Genomic DNA, 15894 nt, shown 5'->3' on the forward strand with positions numbered 1-15894 from the left:
AGGCGGAGGTGGGCGTGCCGCCGGAGTGTATTTCGTGGACAAGGGGGGCGAGCCGGTGTTTTATCTGCTGCTGGTCAAGGCGCCGGACGGGACAGTCCCCCCTTCGGGGTGGGATGCCTTTGAGACGGCGCGGCAGCAACTTGCCAGGGTGAGCCAATAACAGGATGCTGGAAATGGAATGTGCTATTGCAACACCACGCCGGCAAATCTGGACCGGATCACCGCCCGGCATCTGGTGGGCGGGGCGCCGGTGGACGAACTCGCTTATCACCGCCAGCGGCTCCCGGGCTGAACCGTTGGGTGAGTTGGCTGCAACCCGAGGTGGAGTACGGTTTCCGGCTCGGCATTTCTTCTTGCTGCTCTCTCTGTCCCAAAGGGAGAGACAACGATGAGTGGGCTGCTCCTGCCCGCCCTAGGTTTGGCCCTGGACTGGCTGGTGGGGGAACCGCGGCGCTGGCATCCCCTGATCGGGTTTGGCCGCCTGGCTGCTGCGCTCGAGCGGCGCTTGAACCCTGCTGCGCCGGGTGGTCGCACGGTGACCAGCCCGCTGTTTGAAAAAGAAGGGATCGGGGAGAATTTGTTGGTGGATAAATCCCCCCTGCCCCCTTTAATTCAACGGGGGGGGTTGGCGTTGCCAGGCGGCTTTGCCGGTATTGTGGCACTGCTGCTGGTGGTGGCACCTTTTGTTGCGGCCGTGGCAATCGCATCGAACCTGCCCTACGTTGGCGCGCCGGTGGAACTGCTGGCGCTCTGTTTCGCCCTGGGGCTGGCCAGTCTGAGCGCCCACGCGCGGGCGGTCTGCCGGCCCCTGCGAAGCGGTGATGTGGCCGCCGCGCGCCGCGCGGTGGCGATGCTGGTGAGCCGGGACACCGCGCAAATGAACGATACCCAGCTTGCCGCTGCCACGGTGGAATCGGTGCTGGAAAACGGCAATGACGCTGTGTTCGGCGTGCTGTTTTGGTTCCTGCTGGCGGGGGCGCCGGGGGCGGTGTTGTACCGGCTGGTGAACACCCTGGATGCCATGTGGGGCTACCGCACCCCCCGCTACCGGGACTTTGGCCGGGCCGCGGCGCGGCTGGACGATGCCTTGAATCTCATCCCTGCCCGCCTCACCGCGCTGAGTTACGCTGTGGCCGGCCGCTTTCATCCGGCGCTGGACTGCTGGCGCCTGCAAGCGCCCGCCTGGGACAGCCCCAACGCCGGGCCGGTAATGGCCGCCGGCGCCGGCGCCCTGGGGTTGCGTCTGGGGGGCGGTGCCTGCTACCACGGCCAGTGGCGGGAACGGCCGGTGCTGGGGCAGGGCCGCGCGCCCGCGGCTGAGGATATTACACGGGCGCTGGGCCTGGTCTGTCGCGCTGTGGCCGTGTGGCTGCTGGGTGCGGCGCTGCTTTGGGGAGTGCTCTGGCTTGTTTGAACCGTTGGAACACGGCGGCCGCTTGCGGGCCGCGGCAGAGCGCTACCGCATCCCCTTGAGCGACTGGCTGGATCTGTCCACCGGCATCAACCCCCGGCCCTGGCCCGTGCCACCCCTGCCACCGCCCGCCTGGGCGCGCCTGCCGGAGGACGAGGACGGCCTGCTTGAGGCCATGACCGCTTACTACGGCTGCGCCCGCGGCCTGCCGGTGGCCGGCTCCCAGGCCGCCATCCAGGCCCTGCCCGCGATGCGACGACCATGCCGGGTGGGTGTATTGGCGCCAGCATACGCTGAGCATGCGCACGCCTGGCGGGTGGCGGGTCACGAGGTGTTGAACCTGTCAGCGGCGCAGATCGACCCGGCCCTGGCGCGGCTGGACGTGCTGGTGCTGGTGAACCCCAACAATCCCACCGGCGAGCGCTTTGCGCCCCAACGCCTGTTGACCTGGCACCATGCAATGCGGGGCCGGGGCGGCTGGCTGGTGGTGGACGAGGCCTTCATGGACCCAACCCCTGAACAAAGTGTCGTTTCATTCACTGATCGCGCCGGCTTGATCGTGCTGCGTTCCCTGGGCAAGTTCTTCGGCCTGGCCGGGGCGCGGGTGGGTTTCATCTTCAGCGGTGACGACACCCTGCTTACGGCCCTGCATGCCCGGCTGGGTCCGTGGGCGCTGGCTCATCCCTCCCGCTGGGTGGCACAAAGGGCGCTCAGGGACACTGGTTGGCAGGTTGCCACCCGCAGCCGCCTGCCGGAAGACGGCGCGCGTTTGGCCGCCCTGCTCTGCCGGCACGGCTTGCAGCCGTCCGGTGGCACCGCGCTCTTTCAATGGGTCATCACGGCACAAGCGCCCGTTCTGCACGGGGCCCTGGCCCGGCGCGGCATTTTCACCCGCCTGTTCACCGCACCCGCCAGCCTGCGCTTCGGCCTGCCGGGAGCGGAAACGCAGTGGCACCGTCTGGAACAGGCCCTGGCGGAGGCGAGCCTCTGATGGCCCGCGCCCTGATGATTCAAGGCACCAGCTCCGACGCCGGCAAAAGCGCCCTGCTCACCGGGCTCTGCCGTATTCTGACCCGCCGCGGAGTCAAGGTGGCCCCCTTCAAGCCCCAGAACATGGCCCTCAACAGCGCGGTGACGGTGGACGGCGGCGAGATCGGCCGGGCCCAGGCCCTGCAAGCCCAGGCCTGCGGCATTGCCCCCCACAGCGACATGAATCCCGTGTTGCTCAAGCCCAACACCGACACGGGCGCCCAGGTCATCATCCACGGCCGGGCCGTGACCACCATGGATGCCCGCGCCTACCACAGTTACAAACCCATCGCCCGCCAGGCCGTGCTGGCCTCTTTCCAGCGCCTGTCCGGGCAATATGAGGTGGTGCTGGTGGAAGGTGCCGGCAGCCCGGCGGAAATCAATCTGCGGGAGCACGACATCGCTAATATGGGCTTCGCCGAGGCAGTGGATTGCCCCGTGCTGCTGGTGGCGGATATCGACCGCGGCGGTGTGTTTGCCCATCTGGTGGGTACCCTGGCGCTGTTGAGTGAAAGCGAACGGGCGCGGGTGCGGGGGCTGGTCATCAACCGGTTCCGGGGCGATCAGGCGCTGTTACAGCCGGGGGTGGAGTGGCTGGCGGCCCACAGCGGCAAACCGGTGCTGGGGGTGGTGCCCTATTTGCGCGATTGGCACCTGGACGCTGAGGACAGCCTGTCCCGGAGCGCCAGCATATCCAAAACCAGCGCCGCACTGCGGGTGCTTGTTCCCACCCCGCCCCGTCTCAGCAATCACACCGATTTTGATCCCCTGCGCCTACACCCCGAGGTGGACCTGCGTTTCGTGGGGGCGGGCGAAGTGATTCCACCCGCCGACATGATCATTCTGCCGGGCAGCAAAAGCGTGCGCGCCGATCTTGACTGGTTGCGCTCGCAGGGCTGGGAGACGGCACTGCACAGACATCTGCGCTACGGGGGAAAAGTGCTGGGCATCTGCGGCGGCTTGCAAATGCTGGGGCGGGAGATCCGCGACCCCGACGGGCTGGAAGGTCCGCCGGGCGTGAGCGCCGGACTGGGTTTGCTGGATCTGGTCACGACCCTGGCGCCGGAGAAACAGCTGCGCAATGTGCAGGGCCGGCTGGCCTGGACTGGGGCGGGACTCCGCGGCTACGAAATCCACGCCGGATTCAGCCGCGGCCCGGCCCTGGCCCGGCCCGCCGCCTGGCTGGACGGCCGGCCCGACGGCGCCCGTTCCGATGATGATTTGATCATGGCCACCTACGTCCACGGCCTGTTCGAGGACGCCGCGGCCTGCGCCGCCCTGCTGCGCTGGGCAGGATTGCAGGACCCGGTGCCGCTGGACTTCCAGCAGCGGCGGGAGGCGGATATCGACCGGCTGGCGGATGCGCTGGAGGAACACTTGGATTTAAGCGTCGTGACCACCTTGTTGGGTTTGGCGGCGGGCCGGCCCGCGCCAGTGGCACGGGGGGGTTAGGAAACGCCGTGCCTGGACCACACTGGAGTTGGGAGTCGGGTGTCGTCCCTGAGTCGAACCGCTTCGCCGGTTTCAGCAGCTCTCCCCCTTTGCAAAAGGGGGAACAAGGGGGATTTCGCGCCACTGACCACAAGTGCGCAGGCTCACCGCGATGAAGACCCTGATCCTCGGTGGGGTGCGCTCGGGAAAAAGCCGCCTGGCAGAGCGCCTGGCGGAACAATCGGCCGGCCCGGTCACTTACATCGCCACCGCCGCAGTGCTGGATAAAGAGATGGCCCGGCGCATCCAGGTCCACCGGGAGCGGCGGCCGGACCACTGGACGGTGGTGGAGGCGCCCCGCCACCTGGCCACCGCCGTGCGCCACCATGCCCGCCCCGGCGGCTGTGTGCTGATCGACTGCCTCACCCTGTGGCTGACCCAGTGCTTGTGTGTGGGCGATGACGCGGACTTTCTGCAAGAACGCACAGCCCTGGTAGACGCTTTTTCCCAGGCGCCCGGCACGATTGTTTGCGTGAGCAATGAAACCAATATGGGTGTGATTCCGCCGGCTGCCCTCAGCCGCCGCTACTGCGACGAGGCCGGGCGGCTGCATCAGGACCTTGCCCAACTGTGCGACCGGGTGGTGCTGGCCGTGGCCGGCCTGCCCCATGTTTTGAAAGGAGCCCCTTTGTGACTGTTGGTAACCATTGGTTGAATGTCCCCGCCGCCTCTTTGCACCCCCAGGCCCAGGCCGCCGCCGAAGCGCGCCAGGCGGTCTTGACCAAACCTCCCGGCGCCCTCGGCCGGCTGGAGACCCTGGCCATCCGCCTGGCCGCCATGCAGGGCAGCGCCCGGCCGTCCCTTGAGCGGGTTCACATTACTGTGTTCGCCGGCGACCACGGGGTGGCGGAGGAAGGGGTGTCGGCCTTTCCCCAGGCCGTGACCACTGAAATGGTGCGCAATTTCGCCCGCGGCGGGGCCGCCATCAGCGTATTGGCAAGGCAGTGGGAAGCCAAACTGGAAGTGATCAATCTGGGCACCGTGGCCGACCCCGGTCCGCTGGAAGGGGTGCTGGACTGCCGCCTTGGCCCCAGCACCGCCAATTTCACCCGGGCGCCCGCCATGAGTGAGGAGCAACTCAATCGGGCCCTGCACGTGGGCCGCCACGCGGCGGAACGGGCCCGCCAGGGCGGGGCACAGTTGTTCATCGGGGGGGAAATGGGCATTGCCAACACCACCTCGGCGGCGGCCTTGGGGTGTGCGCTGCTGCAGACGAGCCCGGAGCGTCTGGTGGGTCCGGGCACGGGCCTGGATGCAGCAGGGGTGGCGCGCAAAACCCTAGTCATTGCCCGTGCGCTGGATTTTCACAGTGCCGCCCTGGCAGAACCTCTGGAGGCCCTGCGCCGCCTGGGCGGATTCGAGATCGCGGCCCTTGCCGGCGCCTTCGTCGCCTGCGCCCACATGGGCCTGCCGGTGCTGGTGGACGGCTACATCGCCAGCGCCGCGGCCCTGGCCGCCAGCGCCCTCTGTAGCGATGCGGGACAGTGGTTCCTCTACGCCCACGCCTCCGCCGAGCCCGGCCACCGCGCCGTACTGGCCGCTTTGGAGGCCGAGCCCCTGCTGGATCTGGGCCTGCGCCTGGGCGAAGGCAGTGGCGCCGCCGTGGCCCTGCCCGTGTTGCAAAGCGCCTGTGCCCTGCACAACGAAATGGCTACTTTCGAAGAGGCGGCGGTGTCGGGCAGATTATGAGCCGGCGCGGTTCCTTGTTCCGCCCTTTGACAACGAGGCGCCGGAGAGCGTGGCCAAAACTCAAGAGACTGACGGCCGGGCCCGCTGTCACCGGCACAGCTCGAATGCCTGGCAAGGCATGAACACCCACATTGACATTCTGCGCCATGGCGCCGTAATGGGGGGTGAGTGTTTCCGGGGCCGCCGGGACGATCCCCTGACAGCAGCCGGCTGGCGGCAAATGGCCACCGCCCTGGCCGGAGCCGGGCCTTGGGATGCTGTGGTGAGTTCTCCTCTGCGCCGCTGCGCCCTCTTCGCCGCCCGGGTGGGCACCCCCCTCTGGCTCGATCCCCGCTGGCAGGAACTGGACTTCGGCGCCTGGGAGGGACTGAGCGCCGCCGAGATCATGGCCCGGGATGCTACCGCCCTCACCCGCTTTTGGGACGATCCCCTGAGCTGCGGCCCGCCGCGGGGGGAGACCCTGGTGGCCCTGGCTCAGCGGGTGGGGGCGGCGTGGGATGAACTGATCCGCCGCCACAGCGGACAGCGGGTGCTGCTGGTGACTCACGGTGGCCCCATCCGGGTGCTGCTGTGCCAACTGTTGGGACGGCCGCTGCGGCGGTGTCTGGCCCTGAACGTGCCGCTGGCGTCCCGGCACCAAGTGACCCTGACCGAGGGGGACAAGCGCTGCACGGTGGTGACGGAGGCTGCGGCATGACTGCCCTGCGCCCCTTGCTGCTGGCCGTGCAATTCCTGACCCGCTTCCCCGTACCGCTGCGGGCCGCGCCCAACCCGCGGGAACTGGGTCGTTCGGTATTGTACTATCCCCTGGTCGGGCTGCTCCTGGGCGCGTCGCTGGCGGGGCTGCAACAGCTCTTGGCCACGGTCCCACCCCTGGTCCAGGCGGCGCTGGTGCTGGCCGTCTGGAGTGGGATCACCGGATTTTTGCATCTCGACGGCCTGGCAGACAGTGCCGATGCCTGGGTGGGCGGCCAGGGCGGGCGCGAGCGCACCCTGGCCATCATGAAAGACCCCCGCTGCGGCCCTGCCGGGGTGGCGGCCGTGGTGTTGCTGCTGCTGCTGAAATTTGCCGCCCTGGCCAGCCTCGCGGAAGCGGGGCCCAACACCGCCCTGCTCGCCGCGCCGCTGCTGGGACGCGTCGCGGTCCTCGCCTTGTTCGCCAGCACGCCCTATGTCCGCCCCGGCGGGCTGGGCGCGGCCATGGCGGCGGAGCTTCCGCGCCGCAGTGCCTGGGGCGTAGTGGCTGCCAGCTGGCTGCTGTGTGGATTACTGCTGGACGCTGCCGCCTGGTGGCTTAGCGTCCTGGTGCTGGCGGGGCTCTGGCTGGGCCTGCGCACCGCGCTGCTGCGCCGGCTGGGAGGCACCACCGGCGATACGGCCGGCGCCACCTTGGAATTGACGGAGGCGGCGGTCTTGTTTACGGCGCTGTTGGCGAACCACTGACAGGAGGGGCGGGATTTTAAGTGGTGGGCCGTCTAGGACTCGAACCTAGGACCAATGGATTAAAAGTCCACTGCTCTACCAACTGAGCTAACGGCCCGGCAAGGCGGGCTATTCTAAAGGTAACCACGGGCAAGTTTCAATGCCTAAACGCCGGCTTCCTGATACAGGGTGGGATCGGCAACCCCCGCATCCACAAAACCCTGACGCCGCAGGCGGCAGGCATCGCAGCGGCCGCAGGCATGACCGGCGGCATCGGCCTGATAACAGGACACCGTGAGGCGGTAGTCCACCCCCAGGCGCAGGCCGGTTTGAATGATCTCGGCTTTGCTGAGCTCAATGAGCGGGGCGTGGATGTGAAACGGCCGGCCTTCCACCCCGGCTTTGGTGGCCAGCCTGGCCAAGTGCCCGAAAGCGGCAATGAACTGGGGACGGCAATCGGGATAGCCCGAATAATCCACCGCATTGACCCCGATGAACAAATCCTGGGCCCCCAGCACCTCGGCCCATCCCAGCGCCAGGGCCAAGAACACGGTGTTGCGGGCTGGCACGTAGGTGATGGGAATGCCCGTCGTGGCCGCTTCGGGCACGGCCAACGCGGGGTCGGTGAGGGCTGAGCCGCCAATGGCGGCAAGATCGAGCCGCAATGTTTTGTGCTCCACTGCCCCTTGGGCTTCGGCCACCCGGCGGGCGGCTTGCAGTTCCGCGCCGTGGCGCTGGCCGTAGTCAATGCTCAAGGCGTAACAGCGGTAGCCTTCGTGCCGGGCGACGGCCAGAGCAGTGGCGGAATCCAGGCCACCGGAAACCAACACCACCGCTTTGCGTCCTGCCGTCATGGCTTCAATGTCCCGCCTTATTGCCCCACAGGTATTTGTGGAGTTGAATTTGAAAACGCACCGGCAGCCGGTCGCGCACGATCCAGTCTGCCAATTGACGGGCCTCCAGTCCGCCGCTGCTGGGGGAAAACAGCACTTCGCAGCGCTGATTCAGCGCGCGGTCCTTTACCGTGGTCACGGCCCAGTGATAGTCCTGCTCGCTGCAGATTACGAATTTCACTTGATCCTGCGGGCGGAGCTGGTCGATGTTCGACCAATGGTTGCGCTGCGCCTCGCCGGAGCCGGGGGTTTTGATGTCCACCACTTTGATGACCCGGGGATCCACCGGGGCAATGTCCAGCATACCGCCGGTTTCCAGTGATACGTCATAGGATGCATTGCAAAACGCCGTCAACAAAGGCAGGCAGGCCTTTTGCGCCAGAGGCTCACCGCCGGTGACCGTCACATGCCGTACGCCGTGGCTGGCCACTTGTTGCAGGATATCGGGCAAGGCCCACCACGCCCCGCCGTGGAAAGCATAAGCCGTGTCACAATAGACACAACGGGCGGGGCAGCCTGTCAGGCGAACGAACACCGTTGGCCAGCCGACGCTGCGGGACTCACCTTGCAAAGAGAGGAATATTTCGGTGATGCGAAGGCGTTCCATTGAAATGCGGGCTTGCTGATGCACGCGTTCGGCAGCGGCTTGGGTTCTGCCATGCTGTGAAAAAGCCGGTCTGGGTGCCCCCCTCCAGGTGGCGCAACAAAAACTAGTGTCCTTCTGCGTGCATACGCTGCAATCGCTGCTCCGCCATTGCTGCCGCCGTGCTTTGGGGAAAGCGGCTCACCACCGCCTCCAGCGCTTCCCGGGCCGGGGGCCAGTGGCCCAATTCATAATAGGTGTATCCCAGTTTCAACAGGGAATCCGGCACTTTGGAGCTTTGCGGATAGGTATCAACGACTTTTTGGAATTCTTTGATCGCCTCGCGGAAACGGCGGGTGACATAGTGGGCTTCGCCCAACCAATACTGGGCATTGTCAGCGTAATCGCCCTGGGGATAGTTGGCCAATAAGGCGCGGAAGGCGACGATGGCATCATCGTAGCGCCCTTGTTTCAAGAGCTCGAAAGCCTGCTGGTAAGCCACACGCTCAGAGCCTGTAGCGGTTCCGCTCCCGCCTGGAGCCGGCCCGGATGGGGCGGCAACGGCCAACGGCGCTGAGGGCGTCGTGGCAGGACCCGTGGCTGGCGGCGGCGAGCTTCCGCCGGTGGACGCTCCCGCCGCTGCCGCAGGGACTGCGGTAGCAGGCGCTGCACCCGCCCGTTCGAGTTGCTGCAGCCGGCGATCAACATCCAGGTACAGGTCACGTTGCCGTTGCTTGATGCCGGCCAGTTCGTTGTCCTTGACTTCCAGTTCGCCCCGCAAGCGTTGCACTTCCTGTTGCAGCTGTTCGAGCTGGGTGAACATCTGCATCAGCGCGCCGCTTTCCATCATGCGCTCCAAGCGTTCGAGGCGGGCATCAGTGTCTGTCCGGGAGGCTTTTTCCGCGGCCACAGGCGACGTCAGCGCCACCACCGGGGCACCGCCTTTCGCGGCCGCCAAAGCTCCGGTTGTGCCGCCGCACAGCGCGGCAATGAGACAAACTTGACGCAATGGTGTTTTGTTCATCAGCGTTGATACACAAATTCGACACGGCGGTTAAGACGCCAGGCGGATTCATCATGACCGGCCACGGCGGGCTTTTCTTCCCCGTAACTCACCATTTCGATTTGGGCTGGCGCGACACCCAGCAGCAACAGCATTTGTCGTACACTCAGGCAGCGGCGCTCTCCCAGGGCCAGGTTGTATTCGCGGGAGCCGCGTTCATCGGCATGACATTCCAGCGTTACCGTCATCGAAGGGCGTGCGACCAGGTAGGCGGCATGTGCTTCGATGACGGTGCGGTCTTCGTTGCGGACGGTGCTGCTGTCGAAGTCGAAGTAGACGGTGCGTTTCGCTACCGCACTGTTGGGGTCATCCAGCGGATCAAGGGGGGTGCCCTCCGCCCCGGCCGCCGTTGCCGGCAGGGCCGTCATTTCGGCACCGCTGTCCGGGGCCAGGCCGGAGGTGGTGGCACCGGCGGCGCCACTGCCGGCGGCGGGGCTGGCAGTGGGCGTTTCGCCGGCTGACCCTTCGTCCGTCACCCCGCCTTTGGTGCCGCACGCCGCGACCGCTGTCACAGCCACCATCACCAACAATGCCTTTAGCCATTTGTCCATTTAAGGATCCTCTCTTGAATTGGTTCTGAAATCCTCACTGTCGCCGGGCGGGACTCCACTATTGACGAAACGGTGACCACGCCGGCTCGCGCGTGTCACCCTGCCGGGAATACAAGCGTTGCCGCACATTGCCGTCCACTGACACGGCGCGCAGCACGCCCTGCTTGTTGGCCTCGCTGGCATAAATGACCATGCTACCATTGGGCGCGAAGCTGGGCGACTCGTCCAGGTCCCCATCGGAAACGATCTGCATGGTGCGGCTTGCCAGGTCCATCACGGCGATGCGGTAGCGGCCCTGGTCACCGTTGACAAAGGCAATTCGCTTGCCGTTCTGGGCGATGCTCGCCCGGGCATTGTAACGCCCCTCGAAGGTCAGGCGTTCCACCCGTCCTCCCCGCACGGCCGTACGGTACAGCTGGGGTGCTCCGCCCCGGTCGGAGGTAAAAATAATATGCTTGCCGTCCGCCGTCCATACCGGTTCGGTGTCGATGGAAAAATGGTGAGTGACACGCTGCAACCGTTTGGTGGCCAGTTCCAGAGTATAAATCTCCGGATTGCCGTCTTTGGACAAGACCAGCGCAAGCTGTTTGCCATCGGGTGACCAGGCGGGTGCGCCATTGAGGCCGCGGGTATCGGAAGCCAGGCTGCGCTGGCCGCTGGACAGGTCTTGAATATAGATCTGCGGGCGCTTGTTTTCAAAGGAGACATAAGCCAGCTTGCTGCCGTCCGGCGACCAGGCCGGCGATAACAGAGGTTCTTTGGAATTCACCACCGGACGGGGGTTGAAGCCGTCTGCGTCCGCCACTTGCAGGGAATAGCGCCGCTCACCATTTCCGTTTTCGACCATGGTGACGTAGGCGATGCGCGTGTCGAAGGCGCCAGGTTCCCCGGTCAGTGTCTCGTACACAATGTCCGCAATCTGATGAGCGGTGCGCCGCAATCCCTTGGCGCGACTGCGAATGCTGTAACCGGTGAGTTGTACACCCCGGAACACGTCGAACAATTGGAACTGCACCGTATAGCCGGCTCCCCGGGGTATGACTTTACCGATCAGCAAACTCTCCACGTTCAACAGACGCCAGTCACGAAAGTTGACCTGGCTGCCATCCACCGGCCGGGACAGCATGTCTTTTTCGGCCATGGGAGCAAAACGGCCGCTGCGCTTGAGATCCGCGGCTACAATTTTCGCCAGGTCCATTCCCGCCTGGCCACCCTCCCAGCCGAAGGGCACCACCGCGATAGGCTGGGCACCCGCCACCCCTTGCGTGACTTCCACAGTCAATGCGGCCAGCGCCGCCTGGGTGACACCCAGCAGCAATGCCAGGGCGAGTGGCAAGCTACGGAGTAAACTCATGATCGATCAGCTCCTCGGCGGGTAATTGACGTTAACGATGATTTCTCGTTCAAACAGGGCCGGATCCGGCGGGGGGGGCAGCGGCGATGCCTTTAATACGGCGTTTTCCACCGATCTTACCACAGCCGGATCGGCAGGGTTACAGCGCTCCACATCAACGTTGATGACATGGCCACCGGGGGCCTGGGTCACCAACACCCTGCATTTGATGTCCGAATTGATGGGCCGGTTCCAGTTGCGATCAATTTTCTGCCCTATGGTGCGTTCGTACTGATCACGCAAAGCCGCCAGCTCACGTTGCCTTTCCCGCTCCATACGCGCCTGCTCCGCAGCCAGCTGCTCCTGCAACTGGCGTTCAAGCTCCCGGCGTTGGCGTTCTTCCGCCGCCTTGCGTCTGGCTTCTTGTTCCGCTTTTTTGCGCGCTTCTTCCGCTTTGCGTTGGGCAGCCGCGGCGGCTTTTCGCTTCGCCTCTTCCTCGGCCTTGCGTTTCGCCTCGGCGGCGCGACGGCGCTTTTGCTCTATTTTACGTTTCGCTTCCAGCTCGGCCAAGCGCTGCTGTTCGGCCTCCCGTCGTTTTTGCTCCTCGATTCTTTTCTTCTTTTGCTGTTCCGCTTGGCGGCGCGCCTGTGCTTGTTCCTTTGCTCGTTGTTCCGCGGCCCGCCGCTGCTTGTCCGCTTCCTCGGCCGCCTTCTTCCGGCGCGCCTCTTCCTCTTGCCGGCGTTTGATGTCCGCCTGCCGCTGCTGTTCCGCCTGTCGCCGCTTTTGTTCCAGGAGCTTGCTCTCGTCAAGGACCCTGGCTTGAATGATCTGTTCACTGCCTCCCAAAGCCGGCGGTTTGGGTTTGTGTTCCAAGCCGAATACAAGCAGAGCCACCAGTACGACGTGCACCAGCAGCGCCAGCACCAATGCCCCGGGGGCTTTCAGAAGTTCTTTTAACATGGGAACTGCCGGGTGGAACGCATGGGAGTCAGGGGCGCGCCGGCGGCTCCGGTTCCGTGACCAAACCCACGCTGGGCGCGCCGGCGGCCTGCAACAAGGTCATCGCATGCACCACGCGGCCATAAGGCACCTGCTGGTCACCCCGCACCAGCACGGGCACATCCGGCTGGCGGCGCAACACGGCGGCGGCCCGCAGGACCAGGGCCTGATCATTGCTCACCGGCTCATCGTCTTTACCGCCGATGTTAAGAAAATAATTGCCGGCCGCATCTACCGTGACCACCAGGGGCTCTTTGGACTGCTGGTCCAAAGGCTGGGCCGCCGCCCGGGGCAGGTCTACTTTCACGCCCTGGGACAAAAGTGGCGCGGTGATCATAAAGATCACCAGCAGCACCAGCATCACGTCAATGTAGGGCACAACATTGATTTCCGCCATGAGCCGTTTGCGATGTCGCGGCGTGGCCATAAGCGTCCCCTAGTGTGTCTGGCGCTGCAATACGCTGACGAACTCTTCCACAAAATTGTCGTAGCGATTGATCAGGCGATCGGTTTCGGTGGAATAACGGTTGTAGGCGATAACCGCTGGAATGGCTGCGAACAAGCCCATGGCGGTGGCGATCAGGGCTTCGGCGATGCCCGGTGCCACCTGGGCCAAAGTGGCCTGATTGACATTGCCCAGGGCGCGAAAGGAATTCATGATGCCCCATACGGTTCCGAACAGACCCACGTAGGGGCTGGTGGAACCCACCGTGGCCAGGAAAGGCAGGTGCAGTTCCAAGCGTTCCGTTTCGCGGCTCAGTGCCACGCGCATGGCACGTTGTGAACCTTCCACCAGGACCCGGGTCTCCGTGCCCTGCTGCTGACGCAGCCGGATGTATTCCTTGAAGCCGGCGTGAAACACTGTTTCCATACCACTCAGACTTTGCTGCCGGTTCATCTGCTCTTTGAAAAGCTGCGCCAGGTCGCCCCCCGACCAAAAACGCGATTCAAATGCTTCGGCGGCGTCGCGGGCCTTTTTCATCATCCGCCGTTTCTGAAAGATCACGAACCAGGACAGGATGGACAGGATGAGCAACAAAGCCATCACGAGCTGAACCAGCAGGCTGGCATGGGCGATCAGCTCGACAAAGGAAAGGTCTGCGGTCACTCTGATATCTCCATGAGTAGTGGCTGGGGCAAGGCTCGCGGGCGAAGGCCATCTGCCGTCAGGCAGGCAACTTTGACACTCGCCGTGCACAATAGCTTGTCCTTGTCGCGAATTAAAGTGTCATAGTCGCAGGAACGGTTGGCCGATTTCGCGGCAGAGTCAGGGGCCGCCTGCCGCAGCACGGCCTGATCGAAAAACAATGATGCCCGCCCTGCCCGTCCCAGGCGCGCCAGCACCAACAACTGATCGTTAAAACGCGCGGGCTTTAGAAAATCCACCGACATTTGCCGGACGGCAAAGATAACATTGTGATGGCGAGCCAGTTCATCCTGCTCGAAACCACGCCGGCGCAGCCATTCGGTGCGGGCGCGTTCCATGAATTTGAGGTAGTTGGCGTGGTACACCACGCCGCCGCTGTCCGTGTCTTCGTAGTACACGCGCACGGACCAGGCGCTGTCGTCCATTGCTGTCCTTTCGGGGCGGGATTCGAACCGTCGCGGAGGGCATTGAAGCCAGATGCGGATTGTAATGTAATTGACTGAATTTATTAATTGCCGGGTTGACAAAAGTCCTGACTTTTATCAAACAGGGGCAGACCGGCCTCCCCTCCGGATTGTGGCTCCGCCGGCAGGCCGAAGTGCAGATAAGCGTGGCGTGTCACCACCCGGCCGCGGGCAGTGCGCATCATAAAGCCCTGCTGGATCAGAAAGGGTTCCAGCACGTCTTCGATGGTGCCGCGCTCTTCACCGATGGCAGCCGCCAGACTGTCCACCCCCACCGGTCCCCCGTCAAATTTTTCAATGATGGCCAGCAACAGTTTGCGGTCCATGAGATCGAAACCCTGTTGGTCCACATCCAACAGGTCCAGGGCGCTGTCCGCCACCCCGGCGGAGATGCGCCCGCCGGCTTTCACCTCGGCGTAATCGCGCACCCGGCGCAACAGGCGGTTGGCGATACGGGGTGTGCCACGGGAGCGCCGGGCGATTTGCTCCGCCCCGCCCCGCTCCAGTTCCACTCCCAAGATGCGGGCGGAGCGTTGCACAATGGCGATCAGGTCTTCCACGCCGTAGAACTCCAGGCGCTGAACGATGCCGAAGCGGTCCCGCAGCGGCGAGGTCAGCAGACCGGCGCGGGTGGTGGCCCCCACCAGGGTGAAGGGCGGTAAATCCAGCTTGATGGAGCGCGCGGCGGGGCCTTCGCCGATCATGATGTCGAGTTGGTAGTCCTCCATGGCCGGGTAGAGCACTTCTTCCACCACGGGGCTTAAGCGGTGAATCTCGTCCACAAACAGTACATCGTGGGCTTCCAGGTTGGTGAGGATGGCGGCCAGGTCACCGGGCCGTTCCAGCACGGGGCCGGCGCTGTGGCGCAAATTCACGCCCAATTCCATGGCGATAATATGGGCGAGGGTGGTTTTTCCCAGTCCAGGAGGGCCAAAAATTAATGTGTGATCAAGTGCTTCAGATCGTTTCTTCGCGGCCTGTATGAAGATGCCCATCTGTTCGCGCACCGTCGGCTGACCTACGTAGTCCACCAGTTTCTTGGGACGGATGGCCCGGTCCAGAGCCTCGTCGTCAGTGCTGGCAGCAGGGGCAATGATACGGTCGGTGCTCATTTAAGCGCGGTCTTCTGACGGGAAGAGGGGTGGACGATCCGTCTCGTTCACTTCTTTTGATTCTGTGGCGATCCCACACACCGCATTGTACTGCAACAGGGTACCGGGTCGCGGCCGGGGGGCCGCTCCGGCGGCGGAAAGGCGGTGCGGGTGGGAACGTATTCCCGCCATTTCAGTTTTCTGCTTTCAGTTTGAGTGCGCGCCGGATCAGTTCCTCGCAGGCCAAACCCTCTTCCCTCACATCGCGCACCATACGGCTGGCCTCCGCCGGCTTGTAACCCAGAGCGATGAGGGCGCTGACCGCGTCTTCCACAGGAGTGGGCGCACCCGCGGGGCCGGAGGCTGTCGCCGGTGCGGCAAACGCCTCGGCCGGCTTGAGTTCCAGCCCCAGCCGGTCCCGCATCTCCATAATCAGCCGGCCGGCGGTTTTTTTGCCGATGCCGGGGAGGCGGGTGAGGCGGCCCGCGTCGTCGTCCTGCACGCAGCGGGCGAATTGTTCGGCGGGCATGCCGGACAAAATGGCCAGAGCCAGCTTGGCCCCCACACCGCTCACTTTGATCAGTGCCCGGAAGAGGTTTTTGTCCGCCTCGGCGGTGAAGCCGTAGAGGGCGTGGGCATCTTCCCGCACGGCCAGGTGGGTATGCAGCAACACGCCCTCCCCCGCTCCGGGAAGATTCACGAAGGTACTGAGGGGGACTTCCACTTCG

The 15894-nt window shown here is 64.7% G+C and carries 18 protein-coding genes and 1 tRNA gene; 7 read left to right on the top strand and 12 right to left on the bottom strand.

The window, feature by feature from the left end:
- Positions 1–388 precede the first annotated feature (388 nt).
- The 7 genes from cobD to ENJ19_00200 all read left to right on the top strand — a co-directional run bounded on the left by cobD (position 389) and on the right by ENJ19_00200 (position 7063).
- On the top strand, positions 389–1414 hold the full coding sequence (gene cobD, locus ENJ19_00170) for a cobalamin biosynthesis protein CobD (protein ID HHM04144.1): 1026 nt from the start codon (positions 389–391) through the stop codon (positions 1412–1414).
- 4 nt (positions 1415–1418) lie between these two features.
- Positions 1419–2402, top strand: coding sequence for a threonine-phosphate decarboxylase (locus ENJ19_00175; protein HHM04145.1), 984 nt, complete (start codon positions 1419–1421; stop codon positions 2400–2402).
- Positions 2402–3892 (top strand): cobyric acid synthase, encoded by a 1491-nt coding sequence (locus tag ENJ19_00180; GenBank protein HHM04146.1) that lies wholly within the window; start codon positions 2402–2404, stop codon positions 3890–3892. Before ENJ19_00175 ends, ENJ19_00180 begins: the two co-directional genes overlap by 1 nt.
- 151 nt (positions 3893–4043) lie before the next feature.
- Positions 4044–4565: a bifunctional adenosylcobinamide kinase/adenosylcobinamide-phosphate guanylyltransferase gene (gene cobU / locus ENJ19_00185; GenBank protein HHM04147.1), complete on the top strand. Its 522-nt coding sequence runs from the start codon at positions 4044–4046 to the stop codon at positions 4563–4565.
- The gene (gene cobT / locus ENJ19_00190) at positions 4562–5620 is read left to right on the top strand and encodes a nicotinate-nucleotide--dimethylbenzimidazole phosphoribosyltransferase (GenBank protein HHM04148.1); all 1059 of its coding nucleotides are present in this window, start codon (positions 4562–4564) and stop codon (positions 5618–5620) included. Before cobU ends, cobT begins: the two co-directional genes overlap by 4 nt.
- A 118-nt stretch (positions 5621–5738) precedes the next feature.
- Complete coding sequence (locus ENJ19_00195) at positions 5739–6317, top strand: histidine phosphatase family protein (GenBank protein HHM04149.1); 579 nt, start codon at positions 5739–5741, stop codon at positions 6315–6317.
- Positions 6314–7063: an adenosylcobinamide-GDP ribazoletransferase gene (locus ENJ19_00200; GenBank protein ID HHM04150.1), complete on the top strand. Its 750-nt coding sequence runs from the start codon at positions 6314–6316 to the stop codon at positions 7061–7063. Before ENJ19_00195 ends, ENJ19_00200 begins: the two co-directional genes overlap by 4 nt.
- A 21-nt stretch (positions 7064–7084) precedes the next feature.
- Here the strand turns inward: ENJ19_00200 and ENJ19_00205 are convergent.
- The 12 genes from ENJ19_00205 to ruvA form a co-directional block, all read right to left on the bottom strand.
- Positions 7085–7160: transfer RNA gene (locus ENJ19_00205), tRNA-Lys, on the bottom strand.
- Between the two features lie 46 nt (positions 7161–7206).
- Entirely contained in the window at positions 7207–7896 is a 690-nt protein-coding gene (gene queC, locus ENJ19_00210; GenBank protein ID HHM04151.1) for a 7-cyano-7-deazaguanine synthase QueC, read from the bottom strand.
- A 4-nt stretch (positions 7897–7900) separates the two neighbouring features.
- Positions 7901–8542, bottom strand: a complete 642-nt coding sequence (gene queE, locus ENJ19_00215; GenBank protein ID HHM04152.1) for a 7-carboxy-7-deazaguanine synthase QueE — start codon at positions 8540–8542, stop codon at positions 7901–7903.
- A gap of 103 nt (positions 8543–8645) precedes the next feature.
- The gene (ybgF, locus tag ENJ19_00220) at positions 8646–9542 is read right to left on the bottom strand and encodes a tol-pal system protein YbgF (protein ID HHM04153.1); all 897 of its coding nucleotides are present in this window, start codon (positions 9540–9542) and stop codon (positions 8646–8648) included.
- Positions 9542–9949 (bottom strand): peptidoglycan-associated lipoprotein Pal, encoded by a 408-nt coding sequence (pal, locus tag ENJ19_00225; GenBank protein HHM04154.1) that lies wholly within the window; start codon positions 9947–9949, stop codon positions 9542–9544. The genes ybgF and pal overlap by 1 nt, the downstream gene beginning before the upstream one ends.
- Positions 9950–10190: 241 nt before the next feature.
- Complete coding sequence (gene tolB, locus ENJ19_00230) at positions 10191–11486, bottom strand: Tol-Pal system beta propeller repeat protein TolB (protein ID HHM04155.1); 1296 nt, start codon at positions 11484–11486, stop codon at positions 10191–10193.
- Positions 11487–11492: 6 nt separating this feature from the next.
- Positions 11493–12425: a cell envelope integrity protein TolA gene (tolA, locus tag ENJ19_00235; GenBank protein HHM04156.1), complete on the bottom strand. Its 933-nt coding sequence runs from the start codon at positions 12423–12425 to the stop codon at positions 11493–11495.
- Between the two features lie 28 nt (positions 12426–12453).
- Entirely contained in the window at positions 12454–12891 is a 438-nt protein-coding gene (gene tolR, locus ENJ19_00240; GenBank protein ID HHM04157.1) for a protein TolR, read from the bottom strand.
- Between the two features lie 9 nt (positions 12892–12900).
- A complete protein-coding gene (gene tolQ / locus ENJ19_00245; protein HHM04158.1) occupies positions 12901–13572 on the bottom strand; it encodes a protein TolQ in 672 nt (223 codons plus the stop codon).
- Entirely contained in the window at positions 13569–14036 is a 468-nt protein-coding gene (locus tag ENJ19_00250; GenBank protein ID HHM04159.1) for a tol-pal system-associated acyl-CoA thioesterase, read from the bottom strand. The genes tolQ and ENJ19_00250 overlap by 4 nt, the downstream gene beginning before the upstream one ends.
- 83 nt (positions 14037–14119) lie before the next feature.
- Positions 14120–15187, bottom strand: a complete 1068-nt coding sequence (ruvB, locus tag ENJ19_00255) for a Holliday junction branch migration DNA helicase RuvB (GenBank protein ID HHM04160.1) — start codon at positions 15185–15187, stop codon at positions 14120–14122.
- 172 nt (positions 15188–15359) lie between these two features.
- Positions 15360–15894 (bottom strand): Holliday junction branch migration protein RuvA (gene ruvA, locus ENJ19_00260; GenBank protein ID HHM04161.1); only part of this gene is annotated, 535 nt, incomplete at its 5' end.

It is taken from the genome of Gammaproteobacteria bacterium, assembly GCA_011375345.1.
Taxonomy (GTDB): Bacteria; Pseudomonadota; Gammaproteobacteria; order DRLM01; family DRLM01; genus DRLM01.